General features: G+C 65.1%; 19 protein-coding genes. 13 read left to right on the top strand and 6 right to left on the bottom strand.

Going from position 1 to position 20,345, the window contains the following annotated elements; translation table 11 throughout:
* Nucleotides 1–80 precede the first annotated feature (80 nt).
* The 9 genes from AWC31_RS08005 to AWC31_RS07965 all read left to right on the top strand — a co-directional run bounded on the left by AWC31_RS08005 (nt 81) and on the right by AWC31_RS07965 (nt 10,780).
* The gene (locus AWC31_RS08005; RefSeq protein ID WP_085143860.1) at nt 81–1,727 is read left to right on the top strand and encodes a nitric oxide reductase activation protein NorD; all 1,647 of its coding nucleotides are present in this window, start codon (nt 81–83) and stop codon (nt 1,725–1,727) included.
* Nucleotides 1,728–1,756: 29 nt separating this feature from the next.
* Nucleotides 1,757–2,572 (top strand): CbbQ/NirQ/NorQ/GpvN family protein, encoded by an 816-nt coding sequence (locus AWC31_RS08000; protein ID WP_234816764.1) that lies wholly within the window; start codon nt 1,757–1,759, stop codon nt 2,570–2,572.
* A 78-nt stretch (nt 2,573–2,650) separates the two neighbouring features.
* Nucleotides 2,651–3,766 (top strand): ABC transporter substrate-binding protein, encoded by a 1,116-nt coding sequence (locus AWC31_RS07995; RefSeq protein WP_085143745.1) that lies wholly within the window; start codon nt 2,651–2,653, stop codon nt 3,764–3,766.
* A 4-nt stretch (nt 3,767–3,770) separates the two neighbouring features.
* Nucleotides 3,771–4,886 carry a spirocyclase AveC family protein gene (locus AWC31_RS07990; RefSeq protein ID WP_085143744.1) on the top strand — a complete coding sequence of 372 codons (1,116 nt, stop codon included), beginning with the start codon at nt 3,771–3,773 and terminating at the stop codon, nt 4,884–4,886.
* Nucleotides 4,879–5,769, top strand: coding sequence for an SDR family oxidoreductase (locus AWC31_RS07985; protein ID WP_085143743.1), 891 nt, complete (start codon nt 4,879–4,881; stop codon nt 5,767–5,769). The genes AWC31_RS07990 and AWC31_RS07985 overlap by 8 nt, the downstream gene beginning before the upstream one ends.
* Entirely contained in the window at nt 5,762–7,225 is a 1,464-nt protein-coding gene (locus tag AWC31_RS07980; protein ID WP_085143742.1) for an aldehyde dehydrogenase family protein, read from the top strand. Before AWC31_RS07985 ends, AWC31_RS07980 begins: the two co-directional genes overlap by 8 nt.
* 7 nt (nt 7,226–7,232) lie before the next feature.
* Nucleotides 7,233–8,468 (top strand): cytochrome P450, encoded by a 1,236-nt coding sequence (locus tag AWC31_RS07975; RefSeq protein WP_085143741.1) that lies wholly within the window; start codon nt 7,233–7,235, stop codon nt 8,466–8,468.
* Between the two features lie 82 nt (nt 8,469–8,550).
* On the top strand, nt 8,551–9,819 hold the full coding sequence (locus AWC31_RS07970) for a cytochrome P450 (RefSeq protein WP_085143740.1): 1,269 nt from the start codon (nt 8,551–8,553) through the stop codon (nt 9,817–9,819).
* 82 nt (nt 9,820–9,901) lie between these two features.
* Nucleotides 9,902–10,780: a mycofactocin-coupled SDR family oxidoreductase gene (locus AWC31_RS07965; protein ID WP_085143739.1), complete on the top strand. Its 879-nt coding sequence runs from the start codon at nt 9,902–9,904 to the stop codon at nt 10,778–10,780.
* A gap of 3 nt (nt 10,781–10,783) precedes the next feature.
* Here AWC31_RS07965 and AWC31_RS07960 read toward each other — a convergent pair whose 3' ends face one another.
* Nucleotides 10,784–11,449, bottom strand: a complete 666-nt coding sequence (locus AWC31_RS07960) for a TetR/AcrR family transcriptional regulator (protein ID WP_085143738.1) — start codon at nt 11,447–11,449, stop codon at nt 10,784–10,786.
* Between the two features lie 191 nt (nt 11,450–11,640).
* Here AWC31_RS07960 and AWC31_RS07955 point away from each other — a divergent pair, with 191 nt between their 5' ends.
* Nucleotides 11,641–12,420: a spirocyclase AveC family protein gene (locus AWC31_RS07955; RefSeq protein WP_085143737.1), complete on the top strand. Its 780-nt coding sequence runs from the start codon at nt 11,641–11,643 to the stop codon at nt 12,418–12,420.
* A gap of 10 nt (nt 12,421–12,430) precedes the next feature.
* Entirely contained in the window at nt 12,431–13,621 is a 1,191-nt protein-coding gene (locus tag AWC31_RS07950) for a cytochrome P450 (protein ID WP_085143736.1), read from the top strand.
* Nucleotides 13,622–13,673: 52 nt separating this feature from the next.
* Here AWC31_RS07950 and AWC31_RS07945 read toward each other — a convergent pair whose 3' ends face one another.
* The 5 genes from AWC31_RS07945 to AWC31_RS07925 all read right to left on the bottom strand — a co-directional run bounded on the left by AWC31_RS07945 (nt 13,674) and on the right by AWC31_RS07925 (nt 17,388).
* On the bottom strand, nt 13,674–14,015 hold the full coding sequence (locus AWC31_RS07945; RefSeq protein WP_085143735.1) for a hemophore-related protein: 342 nt from the start codon (nt 14,013–14,015) through the stop codon (nt 13,674–13,676).
* A 133-nt stretch (nt 14,016–14,148) separates the two neighbouring features.
* Nucleotides 14,149–15,510: a cytochrome P450 gene (locus tag AWC31_RS07940; protein ID WP_085143734.1), complete on the bottom strand. Its 1,362-nt coding sequence runs from the start codon at nt 15,508–15,510 to the stop codon at nt 14,149–14,151.
* A gap of 56 nt (nt 15,511–15,566) precedes the next feature.
* Complete coding sequence (locus AWC31_RS07935) at nt 15,567–15,758, bottom strand: ferredoxin (RefSeq protein WP_085143733.1); 192 nt, start codon at nt 15,756–15,758, stop codon at nt 15,567–15,569.
* Between the two features lie 43 nt (nt 15,759–15,801).
* Nucleotides 15,802–16,662, bottom strand: a complete 861-nt coding sequence (locus AWC31_RS07930) for a mycofactocin-coupled SDR family oxidoreductase (protein ID WP_085143732.1) — start codon at nt 16,660–16,662, stop codon at nt 15,802–15,804.
* A 24-nt stretch (nt 16,663–16,686) separates the two neighbouring features.
* Nucleotides 16,687–17,388, bottom strand: a complete 702-nt coding sequence (locus AWC31_RS07925; protein ID WP_085143731.1) for an SDR family NAD(P)-dependent oxidoreductase — start codon at nt 17,386–17,388, stop codon at nt 16,687–16,689.
* Nucleotides 17,389–17,654: 266 nt separating this feature from the next.
* On the opposite strand from AWC31_RS07925, the gene AWC31_RS07920 reads away from it, so the two are divergent.
* Nucleotides 17,655–19,127: an aldehyde dehydrogenase family protein gene (locus AWC31_RS07920; protein ID WP_085143858.1), complete on the top strand. Its 1,473-nt coding sequence runs from the start codon at nt 17,655–17,657 to the stop codon at nt 19,125–19,127.
* Complete coding sequence (locus AWC31_RS07915) at nt 19,124–20,332, top strand: CaiB/BaiF CoA transferase family protein (RefSeq protein WP_085143730.1); 1,209 nt, start codon at nt 19,124–19,126, stop codon at nt 20,330–20,332. The genes AWC31_RS07920 and AWC31_RS07915 overlap by 4 nt, the downstream gene beginning before the upstream one ends.
* Nucleotides 20,333–20,345: the final 13 nt, after the last annotated feature.

Below are 20,345 nucleotides of genomic sequence, written 5' to 3'. Positions count from 1 at the left end.
CCGAACTCTACGGTGGAACAGATATTTGGTCAACGTCTTGGTGGAGGTGGTCGGTGCCCGGCGAACACTCCGGCCTCGGCATGCTGGCCTCTGCTCTCGCCGGCCGCCCGGTGGCGGTGGCCCCACTTGAGCCAGGTGAACCGCCGTGGACCGACGGTCAAACCATCTACGTCGCCCCCTCGGAGCCCGCGCGTGACCAACTCGAATCGGTGGCGGTGCAGGCGTCGCTGATCGCCGCGGGGAGCCTGGCCCCAGAGGTCGTCGGCGCCATGGTTCGCCATCCACGTCTGACGAAGCGTTATCTGGCCGTGGAAGGCCATCGCGCGCTGCTGGCCAACGGTTCGCTGCTGCCGGGCATTCTCGGGTCTCTGGCCGACCACGAGATCGGCAGCCGAAGTGATTCGGCCACAACGTCACTGGCGATCGCCTCGGGCAAGGACGCGCTCGACGATCCACCCGCGGTGTTCGGTGTCCTCCGGCCGAAGAAGGTGCTGGCGGCGAGCAGTCGTGCGGACCGCCATCCCGATCACGAGACGCCCGGACACGTGCCGCGCGGACGCGACAGCAAGCAGGCGCTCGAGGAACTCGACGACGGCGAGGTCGACGACACCGACGAACCCGATTTGTTCACCAGCCCCGTCGGCGGCGGGGGCGCGATCGGCACATGGCTCAAGAAGCTGTTGTCCTCGGCGCGCAAGACCGGCAAGGGCGGCGGACCGCCCGGCGCCGATTCGCCGACGCATCGCGTCAACTCGGCCAAGCGTGGCTCGAACGCAGTGGCGTCGTTGGCATCTGCGCCTACCGAGGAGACCTCCGATGTCGAAGCGGACGGCTTCACGTATCCCGAATGGGACGTCAACCGAAAGAGCTACCGTCCGGACTGGTGCACGGTGCGTGAGGTCGAGCCGCGGGCGAAGGCGTCCGCCCCGCAGGCCATCGACGCCGCCATCGGGGTGCGACGACCGCTCGCGCGCCTGGGGATGGGCCTGCACCGACGTCACCGTCAGTCCCAAGGCGACGACATCGACATCGATGCCGCGATCGAGGCACGAGTGGAAGCGCGGGCGCGGTCGGTGCCGGACGAGGACGTCTATCTCGACAGCCTGCGCCGTCGTCGCGATCTGTCGGTGCTCGTGCTGCTCGACGTGTCGGGTTCCACGGCGGAGCCGGGCACCGCCGGACGCACGGTGCATCAGCAGCAGCGGGAGGCGGTGGTCAATTTGACGGTCGCGCTGCACGACCTCGGCGACCGGGTCGCGCTGTACGCCTACTGTTCGCAGGGCCGCAAGGATGTGACGATGGTGCCGGTCAAGCGGTTCGACGACCACCTCGACGCCCGGACCATCGGGCGGCTCAACAGCCTTGAGCCCGGGGCGTATTCGCGCTTGGGCGCTGCGATTCGCCACGGCTCGGCGATGTTGGAGTCCCGTGGTGGCACCTCCCGGCGACTTCTCGTGGTGGTGTCCGACGGCCTGGCCTACGACCACGGCTACGAGCGGGCCTATGGCGCCGCCGACGCGCGCCGGGCGCTGACCGAGGCGCGGCGACGGGGAACCGGCTGTGTGTGCCTGACCGTGGGGGCGAGCACCGACGTCGTATCGCTGCGCAAGGTGTTCGGCAGCGCGGCCCACGCGACGGTCGGCCGCCCCGACCAGCTCGCGGGCGTGATCGGCCCGCTGTTTCGTTCGGCCCTGCACGCAGCTGAGATCCGACGGAGGGCGGCTTGATGGCACTGTCCCGCAATGGAGTTGAAGAAGTGAACATTGCACCGCTTCAGGCTGAAACGGCACGGCCCTATTACACGCCGGTCGGGAACGAGGAGTCGGTCTTCAAGGCCGCCTACCGTCAAGGGCTTTCGATCGTCCTGAAGGGTCCGACCGGCTGCGGCAAGACTCGTTTCGTCGAGGCGATGGCCCACGACCTCGGTCGGCCGCTGATCACGGTCGCATGCCACGACGATCTCACTACCGCCGACCTCGTCGGCCGCTACCTGCTACGCGGCGATGAGACGGTGTGGGTGGACGGTCCGCTGACCCGTGCCGTGCGGGACGGTGCGATCTGCTATTTGGACGAGGTGGTTGAAGCCCGCCAGGACACGACCGTGGTGCTACATCCGCTCGCCGATCACAGGCGGCAACTGCCCATCGAACGCCTCGGTGTCACGCTGGCCGCCGCGCCGGGTTTCGGCCTGGTGGTGTCCTATAACCCGGGCTACCAAAGCGTTCTCAAGGATCTCAAGGACTCGACGCGCCAGCGGATGGTCGCGATCGAGTTCGGTTTCCCAGCAGTCGACGTCGAGGAGAAGATCGTCGCACACGAAGCGGGTGTCGATTCCGCCACCGCCGCCGAGCTGGTGCGCTTCGGTCAGGCGATCCGGCGGCTGGAGACCGGGGGACTGCGCGAAGTCGCGTCGACTCGGGTGCTGATCGCTGCGGGCCGGCTGACCGCCGAGGGTTTGTCCTTGCGTGAGGCGGCCCAGGCGGCGATCGCGGGCCCGCTCACCGACGATGCCTCGGTGAGTCGCGGTTTGGCGGAGATGATCGAGGTCTACCTCGGCGCGGCCGGTCATTGACGCTGCACAGCAGCGCCGTTAGTGTCTGAACAAATATTAGGTTTCTCGATCCACAACCGAACCCGCCCAGGAGGTTGGATGTCGTACGAGAGCACCGCGGAGCCCATCAAGGTCGGCTACCTGATGGACTTCAAGCTGCCGCCGGGGTTCCCGGAGGAACTGCGGGCCTCATTTACCCAGACTTTCGACCTCGTATTCGCCGAGGCCGTCGAGCAGGGCCTGATGGACCGTCCGGTGCAGATGGTCTACCGCGAGGTGGAGGGGCTGCCGAAGGGCTCGGTCAAGGCGGTCATCGATGCCTACGGCGAACTCGTCGACGAAGGCTGCCTGGTGGTGTTCGGACCCAATATCACCGACAACTGCGTGCCGGTGCGCGAGGCGATCGAGGAGCGTTTCAAGGTGCCGGCGATCAGCGTCACGGGAACCGACGATTGGCTCGGGGAATGGACGTTCGCCTTCCCTCAAGGGTCGATGACCGACGAACCGATCTTCATCGCCGACCTCGTCGCCAAGCGGGGCCTTACCGATGTCGGGGTGCTCGTCGAGCAGAACCTGATCGGTGACAGCTATCTGAAGAATCTGCGAACTGCCTGTGCCCGCAAGGGTATTCGCATCGTCGCCGAAGCCGCGATCGCGCAGACGGCGCAGGACATCAACGCCGCGGTGAGCACACTGCACGAAGCCAAGGCCGAGGCGATCGTGCATCTCGGCTTCGGTTTCGGAATCGTCTTCATCAACCCGGCACTTGAGGCCGTCGACTGGGATCCACCGCGCTTCACCACCACCGCATTTCAGAACGCGTGGGTCAATCCGATCATGTGGCAGGCGTTCCTCGGCTGGGTCGGAGTCGACCAGTACGACGAGGGCAACCCGATCGGGCAGGCCTGGCTCGACCGATATGCGAAGAGATACAACGGAAGCCGCCCCGAGTACTGCGTGTCCGTCGTCAACCATGACGTCGCCGCCACGCTGGTGCGCGCCTTCACCGACGCGCATCCGCTGAGCCCGCGCGGGGTCAAAGAGGCGCTCGAGCGCGTCAAGATGATGCTCGCCGCTTCCGGGGCGCCCGGAACCCGGGTGTCCCTGGGCAAGTGGACCCGACGTGCCTGGATGGGCTCGGGATATCTGGTCGCCCGCACGCTGGACCCGGACGGGGTCAATTCGCATCTCGTTGACCGCTTCGGTGCGGAGTGACGGCATGACCGTCCAAGAAGAGCACGCGCCGGCGCCGGCCAGGAACCGCGGCAGCCTGGGTTCGTGGCTGGCGGGCATCGGGTTGCTCGCGTTCGTCGGGCTGTTCCTGGCCGTTTCGCGCACCGAACTCGACCCGCGCGTGGCCAATCCGAATGTGGAAGGCAGACCGCGTCCGGTCGAGTATCTGTTCGGGTTCGACCATTGGATGTGGATCGTCCAAATCGGAACTGCCCTGTTACTCGTGACGCTCGTCGTCATCTTCATCATCGGCTGGCGACGCAACCCGGGCAGTCCCGTGATGCTGATGGTCATCGTCACCACGTTGATCGTGTGGCAGGACCCGATCATGAACTGGGCGCCGTTCGCGGTGTACAACCCCGATCTGCTGCACTGGCCGGAATCGTGGCTGCTGATCATGATGTCGCCGACCGTCGAACCGTTCATCGTGTTCGGCTACGTGACGTTCTACTTCGGCCCCTACTTCGTCGCGGTGTGGATCCTGCGCAAGCTGCAGGCGAAGCGGGATCCCGCGGCGTTCGTCTGGCGTCATCCGTTGATCAGCCTCGGGCTGTTGATCCTGGTGATCGGTTTCGTGTTCGACGCGGCACTCGAGATCGGTTCGATCCGCACCGGCATGTACATCTATTCGCAGGTAATTCCGTTCGGGTCGATCTTCGTCGGCACGCCATTCCAGTTCCCACTGATCTGGGAGTCCCTCGCGGTCACCTTCGTGATGATCCCCGCGGGCATCCTGGTCTACCGCGACGACACCGGAAAGTCGGTCGCGGAGAAGCTCGCGGCCAAAGCGAGAATTTTCCCCACGAAGCCCGTGCTCGGCACGTTCCTGGTGATGTTCGCGATCATCAACGTCGCCTACTTCACCTACGGCGCGTGGTTCTGGGCCATCAAGGCCAGCGGGCAGGCCACGGCGGTTGCCTGCCCCTGGCCGTATCCCGAGGCGAAAGTCTATGACCCGCAAGGGTATTACCGGGCGAATGGCGCAGAAGGACCGTACTCGGTTGGCAAGTGGTCCACGTGGCAGCAAGGGCCGTTCGGCAACGTCGACGTCGAGCTGGGTTCGACGAGCGATCGGTGCGCACCGGAGCACGCTCATGGCTGAGCTTCGCAGTGTCGTCATCACCGGCGCCTCTCGCGGGCTCGGTTTCGCCTCGGCCACGCGCCTGTATGGCGAGGGGTGGCGCGTGGTCGCGGCGATGCGGAACCCCGACCGGGGCATGCCACTGTTGCGCGAGGTGACCGGAGCCGTCGAGGACGACGACCGCCTGATCGGGGTCCAATTGGACCTCACCGATGCCGCGTCCGTCACCGCGGCGGCCAAGTCGATCGAAGCGGCCGTCGGCGCGCCGTACGCCGTCGTGCACAATGCCGGAATCTCCGCCGCGGGGATGGTGGAGGAGACGCCGGCCGATGTGTGGGAGCGGATGTTCGCGACGAACATCTTCGGCCCGGTCCAGTTGACCAAGGAGCTGTTGCCGTCGATGCGGGCCGCCGGGACCGGTCGCATCGTGCTGGTGTCCAGCCAGGGTGGTGTGCGGGGAATGCCTGCGACCGCACCGTATTCCGCAGTCAAGGGCGCGCTCGAGCGGTGGGGCGAGTCGATGGCCGGAGAGGTCGCACCGTTCGGGATCGGGGTGACGGTGATCGTCACGGGTACCTACGACACCGAGATCATCACCGACGCCGGCACCACCGACTGCCGTCAACTCGACGGACCGTATGCCCGCCATCACCAGACCATGGACAAGCGCGGCCGTGCGGCGATGCGGATGGCAGCGCGCTCTCCCGACAAGTTCGCCGCCGGGCTGGCGAAAGCGCTCGACAGCTCGAAACCGTTCGTCAAGACCGCAATCGGACCCGATGCACGAATGTTGTTGATTGCCAGCCGGTTACTCCCTTCAGCGGGACTGCACCAGATGACACGGGTGATGATGGGGATTCCGCGGTTCGGTGCTCTGCGACCGCAAGGCAGGAGCGATGACTGAATCGAGGATGTTGATCGACGGCAAGCTCGTCGACGGCGAGGCCGGGACGTTCACCAACATCAACCCGGCCAATGAACAAGTGCTGGGCGAGGTGTCGGATGCCTCAAAGGCCGACGTGCACCGGGCCGTCGACGCCGCCCGGCGGGCGTTCGACGAGACCGACTGGTCCACCAACCACGGGTTCCGCAAGCAGTGCCTCGAACAGTTGCACTACGCGATCGAGGGCGAAATCGAGGAGCTCCGTGAGGAACTCATCGCCGAGGTCGGTGCTCCACGAGCCGTCACACACGGCCCGCAACTCGACGCCCCACTGGTCGACGGACTCAAGTACCCCGCCCGGCTCATCGAAACTTTCCCGTGGGAAACCGATCTAGGCGACACCGTGGTCTCGGTCACCGGCGTCAACACCACCCGCAAGGTGTGGCGCGAGCCGGTCGGCGTGGTCGGCGCCATCACGCCCTGGAACTTCCCGTTCGAGGTGACGATCAACAAACTGGGTCAGGCCCTGGCGACCGGCAACACCGTCGTGCTCAAGCCCGCGCCCGACACTCCGTTCAACGCCACGCGACTCGGCAGGCTCATCGCCGACAACACCGACATCCCAGCGGGTGTGGTGAATGTCGTGACCGCTTCCGACCACCTCGTCGGCGAGGAACTCACGTTGTCTCCCAAGGTGGACATGATCTCGTTCACCGGCTCCACGGCCGTCGGCAAGCGGATCATGGAGAAGGGTGCGGCAACGATGAAGCGGCTGTTCCTCGAACTCGGCGGCAAGTCGGCGACCATCGTGCTGGACGATGCCGATTTCAACACCGCCTGCCTGATCGGCATCGGCCCGCTGATGCATGCCGGGCAGGGCTGCGCGGCGCCCACCCGGATGCTGCTGCCGCGGTCCCGCTACGACGAGGGTGTCGCGATCCTCACGACCATATACGAGAACGTTTCCGCCGGCGACCCGCAGGATCCCGGCACCATCTGCGGCCCGGTGATCTCGGCCAAGCAGCAGGCCCGCATCCTCGGCTACATCCGCAAAGGTGTCGACGAAGGCGCCACGATGCTCGTCGGCAGCACCGAACCACCGAAGCGGTTCGACAAGGGATTCTGGGTCAACCCAACGCTTTTCACCGACGTCGACAACGCGATGACCATCGCGCAAGAGGAGATCTTCGGTCCGGTCCTGGTTGTCATCCCGTACGAGGACGACGACGACGCGGTCCGCATCGCCAACGACAGCCCGTACGGGCTCGCCGGCAACGTCATGTCGGGCTCACTGGAGCGTTCGCTTGCCGTGGCACGCCGGCTGCGTGCCGGGTTCATCGGCCTCAACGGCACTGCAGGGTACGGCGCGGATACCCCGTTCGGCGGCTACAAGGAGAGCGGCGTAGGACGCCAGAACGGTGTCGCCGGATTCGAGCAGTACACCGAGATCAAATCCGTCGCGTATCCGGCCGGCTAGGAGCAGCATGGAACAACTTTTTGACGACCTGGAGGACTTCGGGTCCTTCGACGATGCCGTCTCCGGTGATGTCCGGGACCCCTACCCGGAACTCGCCAGGCTGCGGCGCGAGGAACCGATCCAGCGGATCGACATGTCCGCGATGCCCGGGGAAGAGGGCAAACCCGTCTTCATCGTGTACCGCTACGAGGACGCCCAGCAGATGCTGCGGGACAACGTGACGTTCTCGTCGTCCGGCGTCATCGCCGCCTTCGGCCCGGTGCTCGGTGAGCGCGTGATGCTGGGCATGGACGAACCGGTACACGGCCGGCTCCGCTCGCTGGTATCGAAGGCGTTCTCGCAAAAGGCCTTGGCGCGCTGGGAAGACGAACTGGTCGGGCGCGTCGGCAACGAACTCATCGACAGGTTCGCGGACAACGGCAAGGCCGACCTGGTCAAGGAGTTCACATTCGACTATCCGAGCCGGATCATCGCGGGCCTGCTGGGGCTGCCGGAAGAGGACTATCCGCAATTCCAACGGTGGTCCATATCGCTGCTGAGTTGGATCATGAACCCGGAACGCGGACTGGCTGCGTCGGCTGCGCTGTGCGAGTACTTCGCACCGATCCTCGAGGCCCGTCGCGCCGAGCCGAAGGAAGACATGATCAGCCTGCTCGCCGAGGCCGAGATCGTCGGTGAGAAGCTCACCGACGAGGAGATCTTCTCGTTCCTCCGGCTCCTGCTGCCCGCGGGCGTGGAGACCACGTACCGCTCACTGGGGAACCTGCTCTTCGGATTGTTTTCGGACACAACGCAGCTGGACGCGGTCCGCGCCGACCGGTCGCTGCTGCCGCAGGCCATCGAGGAAGCAGTGCGTTGGAATCCGCCGCTGCTGACCATCACCCGCACCACCACCCGCGATACCGAACTCGGCGGCGTTCACATTCCTGCGGGGTGTTCGGTGCTTCCGATGCTCGGTTCGACGAACAGACAGGAAGATCGATGGGAAGACCCCGACGAGTTCGACATCTTCCGCACTCCGAAGGGCAACCTCGGCTGGGGACACGGTGTGCACGTGTGCCTGGGTATGCATCTCGCGCGCCTCGAAATGCGCACTGCCGTCAACCTTCTGCTGGACCGATTACCCAACCTGCGGCTGGACCCGGACGGCGACGACCCCCATATCCGCGGGCAGGTGTTCCGTTCCCCGACGTCGCTGCCCGTCCTGTTCGACCCGCGAGCAGACGCGTGTGTACCCGGGTAAGCGTTTTCCAGGGTACCTGCGCTGGGGGCACCTCCCGCTTGCGGGGGACTGCTCGCGCTGAGAAAGTGACCAGGAGAGAAACGTGACCGACTTCGACAACGTGGATTTCTTCACCGACGCGGCGCTCATACCCGACCCGTACCCGTACTTCGATCACCTGCGCTCGAAATGCCCTGTAACCCAAGCCACCCCGTTCAACGTGCTGGCGGTCACCGGCTACGACGAGGCCCTGGCCGTCTACAAGGACCCGGCTTTCTCGTCGTGCGTCTCGGTCGCAGGACCGTTCTCGGGATTGCCTTTCGGGCCGGGGGACAGCGACGACGTCTCGGACCTGATCGAGCAGCACCGCGGTCAGGTTCCGATGGCCGAGCACATCACCTCGCAGGACCCTCCGCTGCACACCCGAACTCGCGGCCTGCTCAGCAGGCTCATCACGCCCAAGCGCCTCAAGGAGAACGAAGACTTCATGTGGCGGCTGGCCGACCAACAGCTCGATACCTTCATAGAAAAGGGTGGCTGCGAGTTCCTCGCCGACTACGCCAAACCCTTCTCGTTACTGGTGATCGCCGACCTCCTGGGTGTGCCGCACGACGATCACGACGAGTTCAAGTCGGTCTTTGCGCTCGAGACGGTCGGGGAGTTGGGCAAGGACGCACCGACATCGCACAACCCGTTGGAGTGGCTCAATGACAAGTTCTACGCCTATATCGAAGACCGACGGCGCTCACCGCGCGAGGACGTGCTGACCGAACTGGCGCAAGCCAAACACGAGGACGGATCGACGCCCGACGTCGAAGACGTGATGAACCTGTCGACGTTTCTGTTCGCCGCGGGCACCGAGACGACGACGAAGCTGGTCAGTTCGGCGGTCAGATTCATCGGCGACAACCCGGGATTCGAGAAAGAGCTTCGTGATGACCGCAGCAAGATCCCCGCTTTCCTGGAGGAGACGCTGCGGCTGGAGAGCCCGGTCAAGTCGCATTTCCGGATGGCGCGCACCACCACGAAGATCGGGGAAGTCGAGGTGCCGGCGGGGACCACCGTCATGCTGCTTCCCGGGGCATGCAATCGGGATGAACGAAAGTTCGACGATCCCAATATGTTCCGCCCGGACCGGCCCAACGTGCGTGAGCAGATCGCGTTCATCCGCGGGGCCCACTCCTGCCCGGGTGCGCCGCTCGCGCGTACCGAGGGCCGGATCTCGCTGAACCGGATCCTCGACCGCATGAGCGATATCACCATCTCCGAAGAGCACCACGGCCCACCCGGCAACCGTGACTACACCTACGAGCCCACCTTCATCATGCGCGGGCTGAGCGAACTGCACATCACGTTCACCCCGATCACCTGAACCGGCGAGCAGACGCAGACTCGCACAGAACCGTCGCTGATTGTGCGACTCCGCGTCTGCTCGCGAGAAGAAAAGGAGCACAATGACCGGAAAACTCGACGGCAAGGTCGCGTTCATCACCGGCGCGGCCCGCGGGCAGGGACGCGCCCATGCGATCGCGATGGCGCGGGAGGGTGCTGACATCATCGCGGTCGACATCTGCCGCGACATCCCTTCCAACCCTTACCCGTTGGCCACACCGGAGGACCTTGCCGAGACCGAACGGGCGGTCAAAGAACTCGGGCGTCGCATCGTCGCGCGGGTGGCCGACGTTCGTGAGCGCCACGAGTTGCGCGATGCCGTCGAGGCGGGGATCGCGGATCTCGGCGGGGTCGACATCGTCGTCGCCAACGCCGGCATCCTGCCTATGGCGATGGGCAATCCTGATCCGATGGGATTCGTCGATGCGTCGGACGTCGATCTGGTGGGCGTGATGAACACCGTCGCGGTGGCGATCCCGCACCTGCCCGACGGTGCGTCGATCATCGTCACCGGGTCCACCGCCGGGATGATCCGCGGCACGACCACCAGTCCGGACATGGGCCCCGGCGGTGCCGGCTACGGTTGGAGCAAGCGCATCGTCATGGAGTACGTCGACGAGATGTGTCTTCACCTGGCGCCGCGGATGATTCGCGTCAATGCCATCCATCCGACCAACTGCAACACTCACCTGCTGCAGAACGAGGGCATGTACGGCGTGTTCCGGCCCGACCTCAAAGCCGAGGGCAAGACGCCGACCCGCGAGGACGCCGAACCGCTGTTCTCGCTTTTCCAGGCCATGCCGATCCCCTACATCGAACCTGAGGACACGGCCAAGCTCGGTGTGTTCCTGGCCAGCGACGACAGCCGCTACATCACCGGGCAGCACATCCGCGTCGATGCCGGCTCACTTCTCAAGTGGCCCAACGGACCTGGGGGCTAGCGGTCAGTCGGGTCGGTGCAGGAACCCGTGCAGGACCGCTTGAACGAGTTCATCGACGATCGCCTCGCGCGACGGGGGTGTGTTCCCGAAGAACGTCGACCGCAGTGCCACCATGCCGACGATCATCGCGACCGTCGAATGGGCGGGCAGATCGGGCTGGCCCGAATGCAATCCGCGCAGGCGCATGCCCTCGGTGCTGATCTGGCCGAGCACCTGCAGCGCTCGCCGGATGTCGGCGATGCCGGCGCTCTCGATCTCGTCCTCGCTGAGTCCGTCCGACGCGACGAGTGTCAGCAGGAGCCCTTTGTGGTCGACGAGAACGTCGTAGAGCCGGCCGACGAACTGTCGGGACAACTCTTGTTCGTCGGTCTCCGCGGGGTCGATGGCGCGCCAGGTCTCACCGAACTCGTCGACGAACTGGGTGAACGGCAGCACCAGAGCTTCCCGGAAAAGCCCGGCTTTCGAGCCGAAGTGGCGAAACAACAGGTACTCGGTGACGCCGGCGGCCTCGGCGATCTCGCGGGTTGTCGTCGCGCGGTAATCCTGGCGGGCGAACCGCTCGCGAGCGGCGTCCAACAGGAGTCGGCGCACTTCGCCGCGCGGCCGCCGGACGGCCTCGACCTCGACGGCGGTCTGCTTCTTCGACGTACTTCGCTGGGACACCGACATTCACCATAGTCCGGCCTTGACCGTGCCGTTCGTAATAGTGTCCACTATTAAAGTTGGGTTCGGCGTCCGAAGGAGGCAGGTGTGGGCGCAATCATCATGCTCGGCACCCTTTTTGGTTTGATCGCCCTGATCGTCGGCCTGGTGCTGTATTTCGATCCCGAGGCGCGTCGTGCCGACTCGGAGGAGGATCGGTGAACGTCCAGTTCCTGATCAACGCCGGTGTCGCATTCGCCTACGTCACCGGTTTGGGATTTCTCGCGACCGGTATCTACTTGAGCTACCGGCGCGGACGGCTGCATCCCTTGCTCCTGCTGTGCATTTCGGCGCTCTCGTTCTCCTGGATCGAGGCGCCGTACGACTGGGCGATGTATGCGCAGTTCCCGCCGGCGCTCCCGCGCATGCCGTCGTGGTGGCCACTCAACATGACGTGGGGCGGGCTGCCTTCGGCGGTACCCGTCGGCTACATGGGCTACTTCGTGCTGCCCGCCATCATCGGTGCGGCACTGGGGCGCTGGGTGTGTCGGACACGGCAGTGGCGTCGTCCGCAGACACTACTGGTGGTGGGCTTCGCGGTCGGGTTCTGCTGGGCGTTGTTCTTCAACGCGATCATCGGGGCACGGCTCGGCCTGTTCTACTACGGCTATGTGATCGAGGGGCTGGCGCTGTGGGAGGGCACCAAGCACCAGTACCCGGTCTACGACGCCATCGCGATGGGTGTGCAGATGATGGTGTTCACCTATCTGCTGGGCCGCACCGACTCCGACGGCCGCAACGTCATCGAGATGTGGGCGGACAAGGTCTCCAAAACCCGCCTGCAATCGGCGCTGGTGTCCGTTCTCGCGGCGATCGTCGTCGGACACGCCGTCTACGCATCGGTCTTCGCGCCGCATCTGGTGACGAAGCTCGGTGGGTGGGTCACCGAAGGTCCCACCGAGCAACTGTTCCCCGGCGTCCCCAATCAACCCAGATAGCGAGCAGGCTGTGTCAGTCGACCCGACGACCGAGTTGTATTACGACCCATTCGATTACGACATCGACGATGATCCCTATCCGGTGTGGAAGCGGATGCGGGCGCACGCCCCGTTGTACTTCAACGACAAGTACGGCTTCTACGCGCTGAGCCGCTACGACGACGTCGCGCGCGCCCTGCCGGATTGGGAGACCTATCGGTCGGGTCGCGGCACGACCGCCGACATCTTGTTCAGCGGCATCGACGTGCCGCCCGGGATCCTGCTGTTCGAGGACCCGCCGCTGCATGATCTGCACCGGCGCCTGTTGTCGCGCGTGTTCACTCCTCGCCGGATGCTGGCCGTCGAGGACCTGGTACGCGGATTCTGTTCGCGCGCATTGGATCCGCTACGCGATGCCGATGGCTTCGATTTCGTCAGCGACCTGGGCGCCATCATGCCGATGCGCACCATCGGCTACCTGTTGGGCATTCCCGAAGACGGCCAACAACAAATTCGCGATCTCACCGACCGCAGCATCACCTATGAGTCCGGCGATGTCAGCGCGACGGTGTTCGCCGATTCGCTCGCGATGTTCGCCGACTACATCGAGTGGCGTGCGACCCATCCCTCCGACGACTTGATGACAGAGCTGCTCAATGCGGAAGTGGAGGAATCGGATGGAAGCCGGCGTCGGCTCGAGCGCACCGAGGTGCTCGCGTACACCGCGATGATCGCCGGCGCCGGAAACGAGACCACCGCGCGGCTGATCGGGTTCATGGGCCAACTGCTCGGCGAACATGCCGAGCAACGGCATGAACTCGTCGCGGATCCGTCGTTGATCCCGGCGGCGGTGGAGGAGACGCTGCGGTATGAGCCGCCGTCACCGGTACAGGCCCGGTATGTGGCCCGCGATGTCGAACTCTACGGACACACGGTCGCCGAAGGGTCGTACATGCTGCTGCTCAACGGGTCGGCCAATCGCGATGACTCGCGGTATACCGACCCGGACCGCTTCGACATCCAGCGCAAAGGCGGTCATCTCAGCTTCGGGCAGGGGCTGCACTTCTGCCTCGGTTCGGCTCTCGCCCGGTTGGAAGCGGGCGTGGCATTCGAGGAAGTCTTCAACCGCTGGACCGATTGGGATGTCGACTACGGCAACGCGCGCCGAGCGCGCACGTCGAGTGTGCGAGGGTGGGCGCAACTGCCGGTCAAGACCCGGTGAAACAGATGTCCCCGGAATCAGGCGATCCCGGGGACATCTGAAAATGCACGGCTCAGTAGTTGTTACAGCTACCCGCGATGGACTGGATCGGGCCGAAGTACTGCGCAGCCATGGGGCTGCCCTGCAGCTGTGTCACAGTCCGCTGGCGTTCCGCGGGTCCCGAGGCGAGGAAGCTGCGCAGCGCACTCTGTGCGAACGGCGACGCGTTGAACTGCTGGGCGAGCGCGGGCTCTTGCGCGTTGAGCGCGGCCATGACCTGTTCGTACGTGCAAGTCGTGTTGACGACCGCCCCGAAGTCGGGCTCCGCGGATGCGACACCGACCGAGAAGGGCAGGGCCGCCAAGGCGAACCCACCTGCCGCGATTGCCAGTTTCATGCGTGACAGCTTCACCATGTGTCGCCACCCCCATTCCGTCCGCCCGCAGGCGGTGAGTTTGCTCAGACGTCTACGAGACCCGACCTCGTTCGAGGTTAACAGGCCGTTGTGACAATCCGCTGACTCTCGATCTTGACCAGGGAGTATGGACTCAGTCGATGACGGCGCGGTCCTTGCGTTCGGTGATCGGCCGAGCGAGTTCCTGCTCGTCGCAGATCCGCTGAAGCTTCTCCAGCGTCTCGTCGAGGCCGGGTCCGAGCGGCTTGCTGGGGGTGAAGGTGGCAGGCAGATTGCGCATGCCCTGTATGACGCCGATGGTGTCGTAGTGCACCGTGCCCTCGGGGTCGCACACGTAGTCGGGCATCCGGTCGAGTACCGCGGTGAGCATGGATTTGAACACCGTGCGGGCCACATTGGAACCCACGCAGCGGTGCACACCGATGCCGAAGCTGAAGTGCCGATTGCCCTTGCGATCCATCACGATCTCGTTGGGCTTTTCGAACACCGACGGGTCCCGGTTGGCCATGGCCCACGACAGCCACAGGCGTTCGTACTTCTTGAATTTGTGCCCCTCGACCTCGACGTCCTCGGCGAACGTGCGGCCGTCGCCCGGGGCGGGGGTGAAGAAGCGCAGGAATTCCTCGGTGGCGGGATGTAACAGCGTGTCCCGTTCCCGGCTGAGCCGTTCCCGTTCGTCGGGATGCTCGCCGAGCCATTCCAGGGCATGTGCCGTGAGTGCGGTGGTCGTGTCGAATCCGCCGCCGATGATCAATCCGAGGTTGCCCAGGATCTCCATGTCGGGCGCGGGCTCACCGTCGATGCGCAACTGCAGCAGGGCGTTCACCAGACCCGGACGCGGGTTCTGGCGGATCTCCATCATGTTGTTGATGAGATCGATGCCCATCTCGCGGTGCTGCTCGTTGATCTTCTCGCGTTCGGGCGCGTGCTCCGGGGTGTACACCGAGGCATGGGTGGGCTCGCTGTAGACGTTCCACTTCTTGAGTTCGATGCCCATCATCGCCAGGGTGAACACCGCGGGCACCACGTTCGCGAGGTGCTCGACGAAGTCGATGTGACCCGACTCGATGTGCTCATCGAGTGCGGCGCGCGTGATCTCGTCGACGAACGGTTCCCACCGTTTGATCGCCGCGGGGGACAGGTACGGGTTCAGCGCACCCCGGTAGGCACTGTGTTCGGGCTCGTCCATCTCCAGGATGCCGCCGCGAACCACCGTGGCGCGGCTGGCCTTCGGGATGGTGATGCCCTGGAAGGGCGTCTCGCCGCTGATGTCGTGGTGATTGGAAACCACGGGACAGCGCGCCAACTCGAACACGTGCTTGCTGTCGGCGGCGACCCAGTGCCCGTTGTACGCATCGGTCCACGCCATCGGGCACCGGGACTGCATCTCCTCGGTGATCTTCTCGAACTGCAACCGGTATTCCGGCGTGTGCCGGTCGAAGTGATAGGTGTTCTTCTTACGGTCGTCGTCGGTCGTGACATCCTGGATGCTCACGGCGTTGTCTCCCTTGGTATTCGGGCGGGCATAGGACGGCGATCTGTTGCCCTCGGCTATTCGAGGACGATGGCCTGCTCCGGGCAGGAGTGTGCGGCTTCCTTGACGGCGTCTTCCTGATCGGCCGGCACCACCTCGGAAACGGGGGAGGCGTGGCCGTCGACGTCGTCGAGCTCGAACGAATCAGGCGCGATCATCGAGCACAGAGTGTGGCCCTGGCAGCGTTGTCCGTCAACTGAGACCTTCACAATCGTCAACTCCTTCTACACCGGTGAAATCCGTTGCGGCGCATCACACGTGGTAGTCGTACCACTTGAGATAGCCGCCGGCGTCGACCCGCAGCTGCATGCCGGTGACATACCGCGACTCATCCGAGGCCAGCCACAGCACCGCGTTGCTGATGTCCTGCGGCTCGATCCACGGCACCTTCATGGCCTGCTGGACGTAGAACACCGGCTCGGCGTCGGCCTTCGTCGGGTGCTCCAAGTCCGGCCGGAACGAGCGGTACATCGGTTCGCTCTGCAGCATGTCGGTGTTGCAGTTGGTCGGATGGATGACGTTGGCCCGGATACCGCGCACCGCCACCTCGGTGGCCAGGTAGTGCACGTATTCGGAGATCATCCGCTTGGAGACCATGTAGCCCATGCCTCCGGGATCGCCGCCCGGGTTGGGCTTGTTGTGCGCGTCCATCAGGGCAGCAGCCGACGCGGTCGCGATGATCGACGCGCCCTCGTTCAGGTGGGGCAGCGCGACCTGGATGGCGTTGATGGTTCCCACCAGGTTGGTGTTGATGCCATCGGTCCAGGCCTGCAGCGGGGGCTGGCCCTTCATCGCCGCGACACCGGCCTGGGCGACCACGATGTCGACCTTGCCGAATTCGGCGAGCCCGGCGTCGAGCGCTTCCTTCAGTTGGTTCTCGACCCGCACGTCGGCCTGCGCGGTGACGATGCGGCGGCCCGTCTTCTCGACGAACCGGGCGGTTTCCTCGAGGTCCTCGGGTTTGGCCATCGGATAGCCGACCGTGTCGACGTCCTTGCACATGTCGACGGCGATGATGTCGGCGCCCTCTTCGGCCAGCCGGATCGCGTGGCTGCGGCCCTGGCCACGCGCGGCCCCGGTGATGAACGCGACCTTGCCTTCTACACGTCCCATGTAAATGTCCTCCCTGCCTGTCGGTTAGGTGTTGCGGCCGCCGTTGACGCCCAGAATCTGCCCGGTGATGTATCCGGCTTCCTCGGAGATCAAGAAGGCGCATGCGGCGGCGATGTCTTCTGGCCTGCCGATCCGGCGCACCGGTGTCTGTTGGATCTGCTGCTCGGTGTCACCGAGGAATCCACGCTCCTCGGCTTTCCGCAGCATCGGGGTGTCGATGAAGCCGGGCGGTACGGCGTTGACCGTGATGCCGTTGGGCCCGTATTCGAGCGCAAGGCTCTTGGTCAGCCCGTTGACCGCAGATTTGGCCGCGACGTACGGCGACATGAAGGGCTGGCCGGAATGCGTGCTGGAGGACGAGATGTTGACGATGCGGCCCCAACCGGCCTCGATCATGTCCGGCAGTACTGCCTGGACGCAGTGGTAGACGCCGTTGAGGTTGACGTCGATCACGCGCTGCCATTTCTCGAACGAGATGTCGGTGAAGCGTTTGAAGCAGTCCAGCCCGGCCGCGTTGACCAGTACCGAGATCGGGCCCAATTGCGCACGGACCGCGTTGAGCGCGGTATCGACCGCGGCGCGATCGGTGACGTCGGCGACATGGGCGAACTCGTCGTCTGACGGCTGCAGATCCAATGTCGCCACATGAAGGCCGTCGGCGCGCAGGCGCGCTGCGATGGCCGCGCCGATCCCCGATCCCCCTCCGGTCACGACGGCGTTCTTCACGACAAACCTCCGGGCGCCGGGGGGAACCCGGGTCTCTCAAGCATCAAGAATCATCCTTCCGATTATGAGAACCGTACTCTCGGTGTCGTAGGTCTCGCAAGATCCGACCCCGTCCCGCATGGCACCTGGATATGGGCGGGAATGGCTGCGAATAGGGCATGACTAGCCGGTCTAGCTTTCACTTGTGTTCTCATGTGGCGAATGTATGATTCGCCGGTGATGAGAATGAAGTTTCCATCACACTCGCTGATCGGTTGAGGAGGATGATGCAGGAAACGCCGACGATCGCGGACGTACGCCAGGCTGACCGGAGGCTGTTGATCGGCGGTGAGCTGCGGGATACGCCGCGGACGTTCCCCTCGATCAACCCGGCAACCGGAGACGTTCTCGGTTACGCGCCGGACGCGACCGTCGCCGACGCCGAGGCCGCGGTCGCCGCGGCACGCGACGCCTTCGACAACACGGACTGGTCGACCAACACCGAACTGCGCATCCGCTGTCTCGAGCAGTTCCATCAGGCGCTGATCGACCATCGCGACGAACTGGCCGCACTGACCATCGCCGAAGTGGGGGCCACCGCCGCGCTGTGCGCGGGTGCGCAACTCGATCAGCCGGTCGACATCGTCCGGTACTACGCCGAGCTGCTCAAGACCTATCCAATGACCGAGGATCTCGGCAACATCGAGAGCCGGGGCGCTCAGCACCACCGCTGGGTAGAGAAAGAAGCAGGCGGCGTCGTGGCCGCGATCATCGCCTACAACTACCCGAATCAACTCGCGCTCGCCAAACTCGCTCCGGCATTGGCCGCGGGATGCACGGTGGTGCTCAAGAGCGCCCCCGACACCCCGCTGATCACGCTGGCGCTCGGTGAGCTGATCGCCAACCACACCGACATCCCGGCGGGCGTCGTCAACGTCCTGTCCGGAGCGGACCCAGAGGTCGGCGCCGTCCTGACCACGAGCCCCGACGTCGACATGGTCACCTTCACCGGTTCGACGCCGACCGGCCGCCGGATCATGGCCGCCGCGAGCGAAACGCTCAAAAAGGTGTTCCTGGAGTTGGGCGGCAAGTCGGCCGCGATCGTGCTCGACGACGCCGACTTCAACACCGCCGCACTGTTTTCCGCGTTCAGCATGGTCACGCACGCCGGCCAGGGCTGCGCACTGACCTCGCGGCTGCTCGTCCCGGCCAAGCACAAGGACGAGATCGTCGAGCTGATCAAGAACAACTTCGGCCTGGTCCGATACGGGGATCCGGCCGATCCCAAGACGTACATGGGCCCGCTCATCAGTGAGAAGCAGCGCGACAAGGTCGACGGGATGGTCAAACGCGCGGTCGAGGCCGGCGCGACGCTCGTGACCGGAGGCGAGAAGGTCGAACCCGGGTTCTTCTACACACCAACGCTTCTCGCGGACGTGGATCCCGACAGCGAGATCGCGCAGGAGGAGGTCTTCGGGCCGGTCCTCGCGGTCATCGCCTACGAGGACGACGACGACGCGGTCCGGATCGCCAACAATTCGATCTACGGGCTCTCGGGTGCGGTGTTCGGCAGTGAGGACCGCGCACTCGCGGTGGCTCGCCGGATCCGGACGGGAACGTTCTCGATCAACGGCGGGAATTATTTCAGTCCGGACAGTCCGTTCGGCGGCTACAAGCAGTCGGGCATCGGGCGGGAGATGGGCAAGGCCGGTCTCGAAGAGTTCCTGGAGACCAAGACGTTCGCACGGGTGGTGTCGTGACCGCGCCGCTGGAAGGCATCCGCGTCCTCGAGGTCGCGATGTACGGTTTCGTACCGTCGGCCGGAGCAGTTCTCGGTGAGTGGGGAGCCGACGTCATCAAGGTCGAGCATGCCGTCACCGGCGACCCCCAGCGCGGCCTGCGCCAGACGGGTCCGCTGCGGGTGGAGGGCGATCCCAACCCCAACATCGAACATGCGAACCGCGGCAAACGCAGCATCGGACTGGACATGTCGGTGCCAGAGGGACGTGAGGTCCTGCTTGAACTCGCGCGGCGCGCCGACGTGTTCCTCACGAGCTTCCTGCCCGGGCACCGGCAGAAGTTCGGCATCGACGTCGACGACATTCGCGCCGTCAACCCGAACATCATCTACGCCAGGGGCAGTGCGCTCGGCCCGCGCGGCGAGGAATCGGTCAAGGGTGGCTACGACATGACCGCCTTCTGGTGCCGGGCCGGCACCGCGGCGACCATCACCCCGGCCGGGATGGAGGGGATGATCGCGCCGCCGGGACCGGCGTACGGCGACACCATCTCGGGAACCAACCTGGCCGGCGGCATCGCCGCGGCCCTGCTCAAGCGCGAACGGACCGGTGAACCTTCAGTCGTCGACGTGTCGCTGCTCGGCAGCGGCCTTTGGTCGATGGGCCACACCGTGGCGCTGACCCAGCACCTGAACCAGTTGATGGTCACACCGCCACCCGGCGTGCACGGCTCGCCGATCAACCCGCTCGTCGGGCTCTACGGGACCGCTGACGACCGCTACATCTCGTTCGTGATGATGCAGCCGACCAAGTTCTGGGCCGACGTGTGCAAACACATGGATCTCGAGCGCTACATCGACGATCCGCGGTTCGCGACGGCGGAATCCTTCGCCGAAAACACTCCGGCCGCAGTCGAGATCCTCACCGAGGCGATGAAGAAGCGGACTTTGCCGGAGTGGAGCGAGCGATTCGCGACACTGGCCGGGCCGTGGGCACCCGTGCAGGACACCTTGCAGGCCGGGCAGGACGCCCAGATCCGGGCCAACGAATATCTCGTGCAGGCAGGCGAACTCGAACTGGTGGCCAACCCGGTGCAGTTCGACGTCACCGCGCCGCGCACGGGACCGGCGCCGGGATTCGCCGAGCAGACCGACGACATCCTGGTCGAACTCGGACTGGATTGGGACCGCATCATCGAGCTCAAGACGGCCGGCGCCGTCACCTAGTCCAGGTTCGATC

It is taken from the genome of Mycolicibacterium wolinskyi (assembly GCF_002101965.1).
Lineage (GTDB): Bacteria > Actinomycetota > Actinomycetes > Mycobacteriales > Mycobacteriaceae > Mycobacterium > Mycobacterium wolinskyi.
This window is presented reverse-complemented; position numbering and strand designations above follow the sequence as displayed.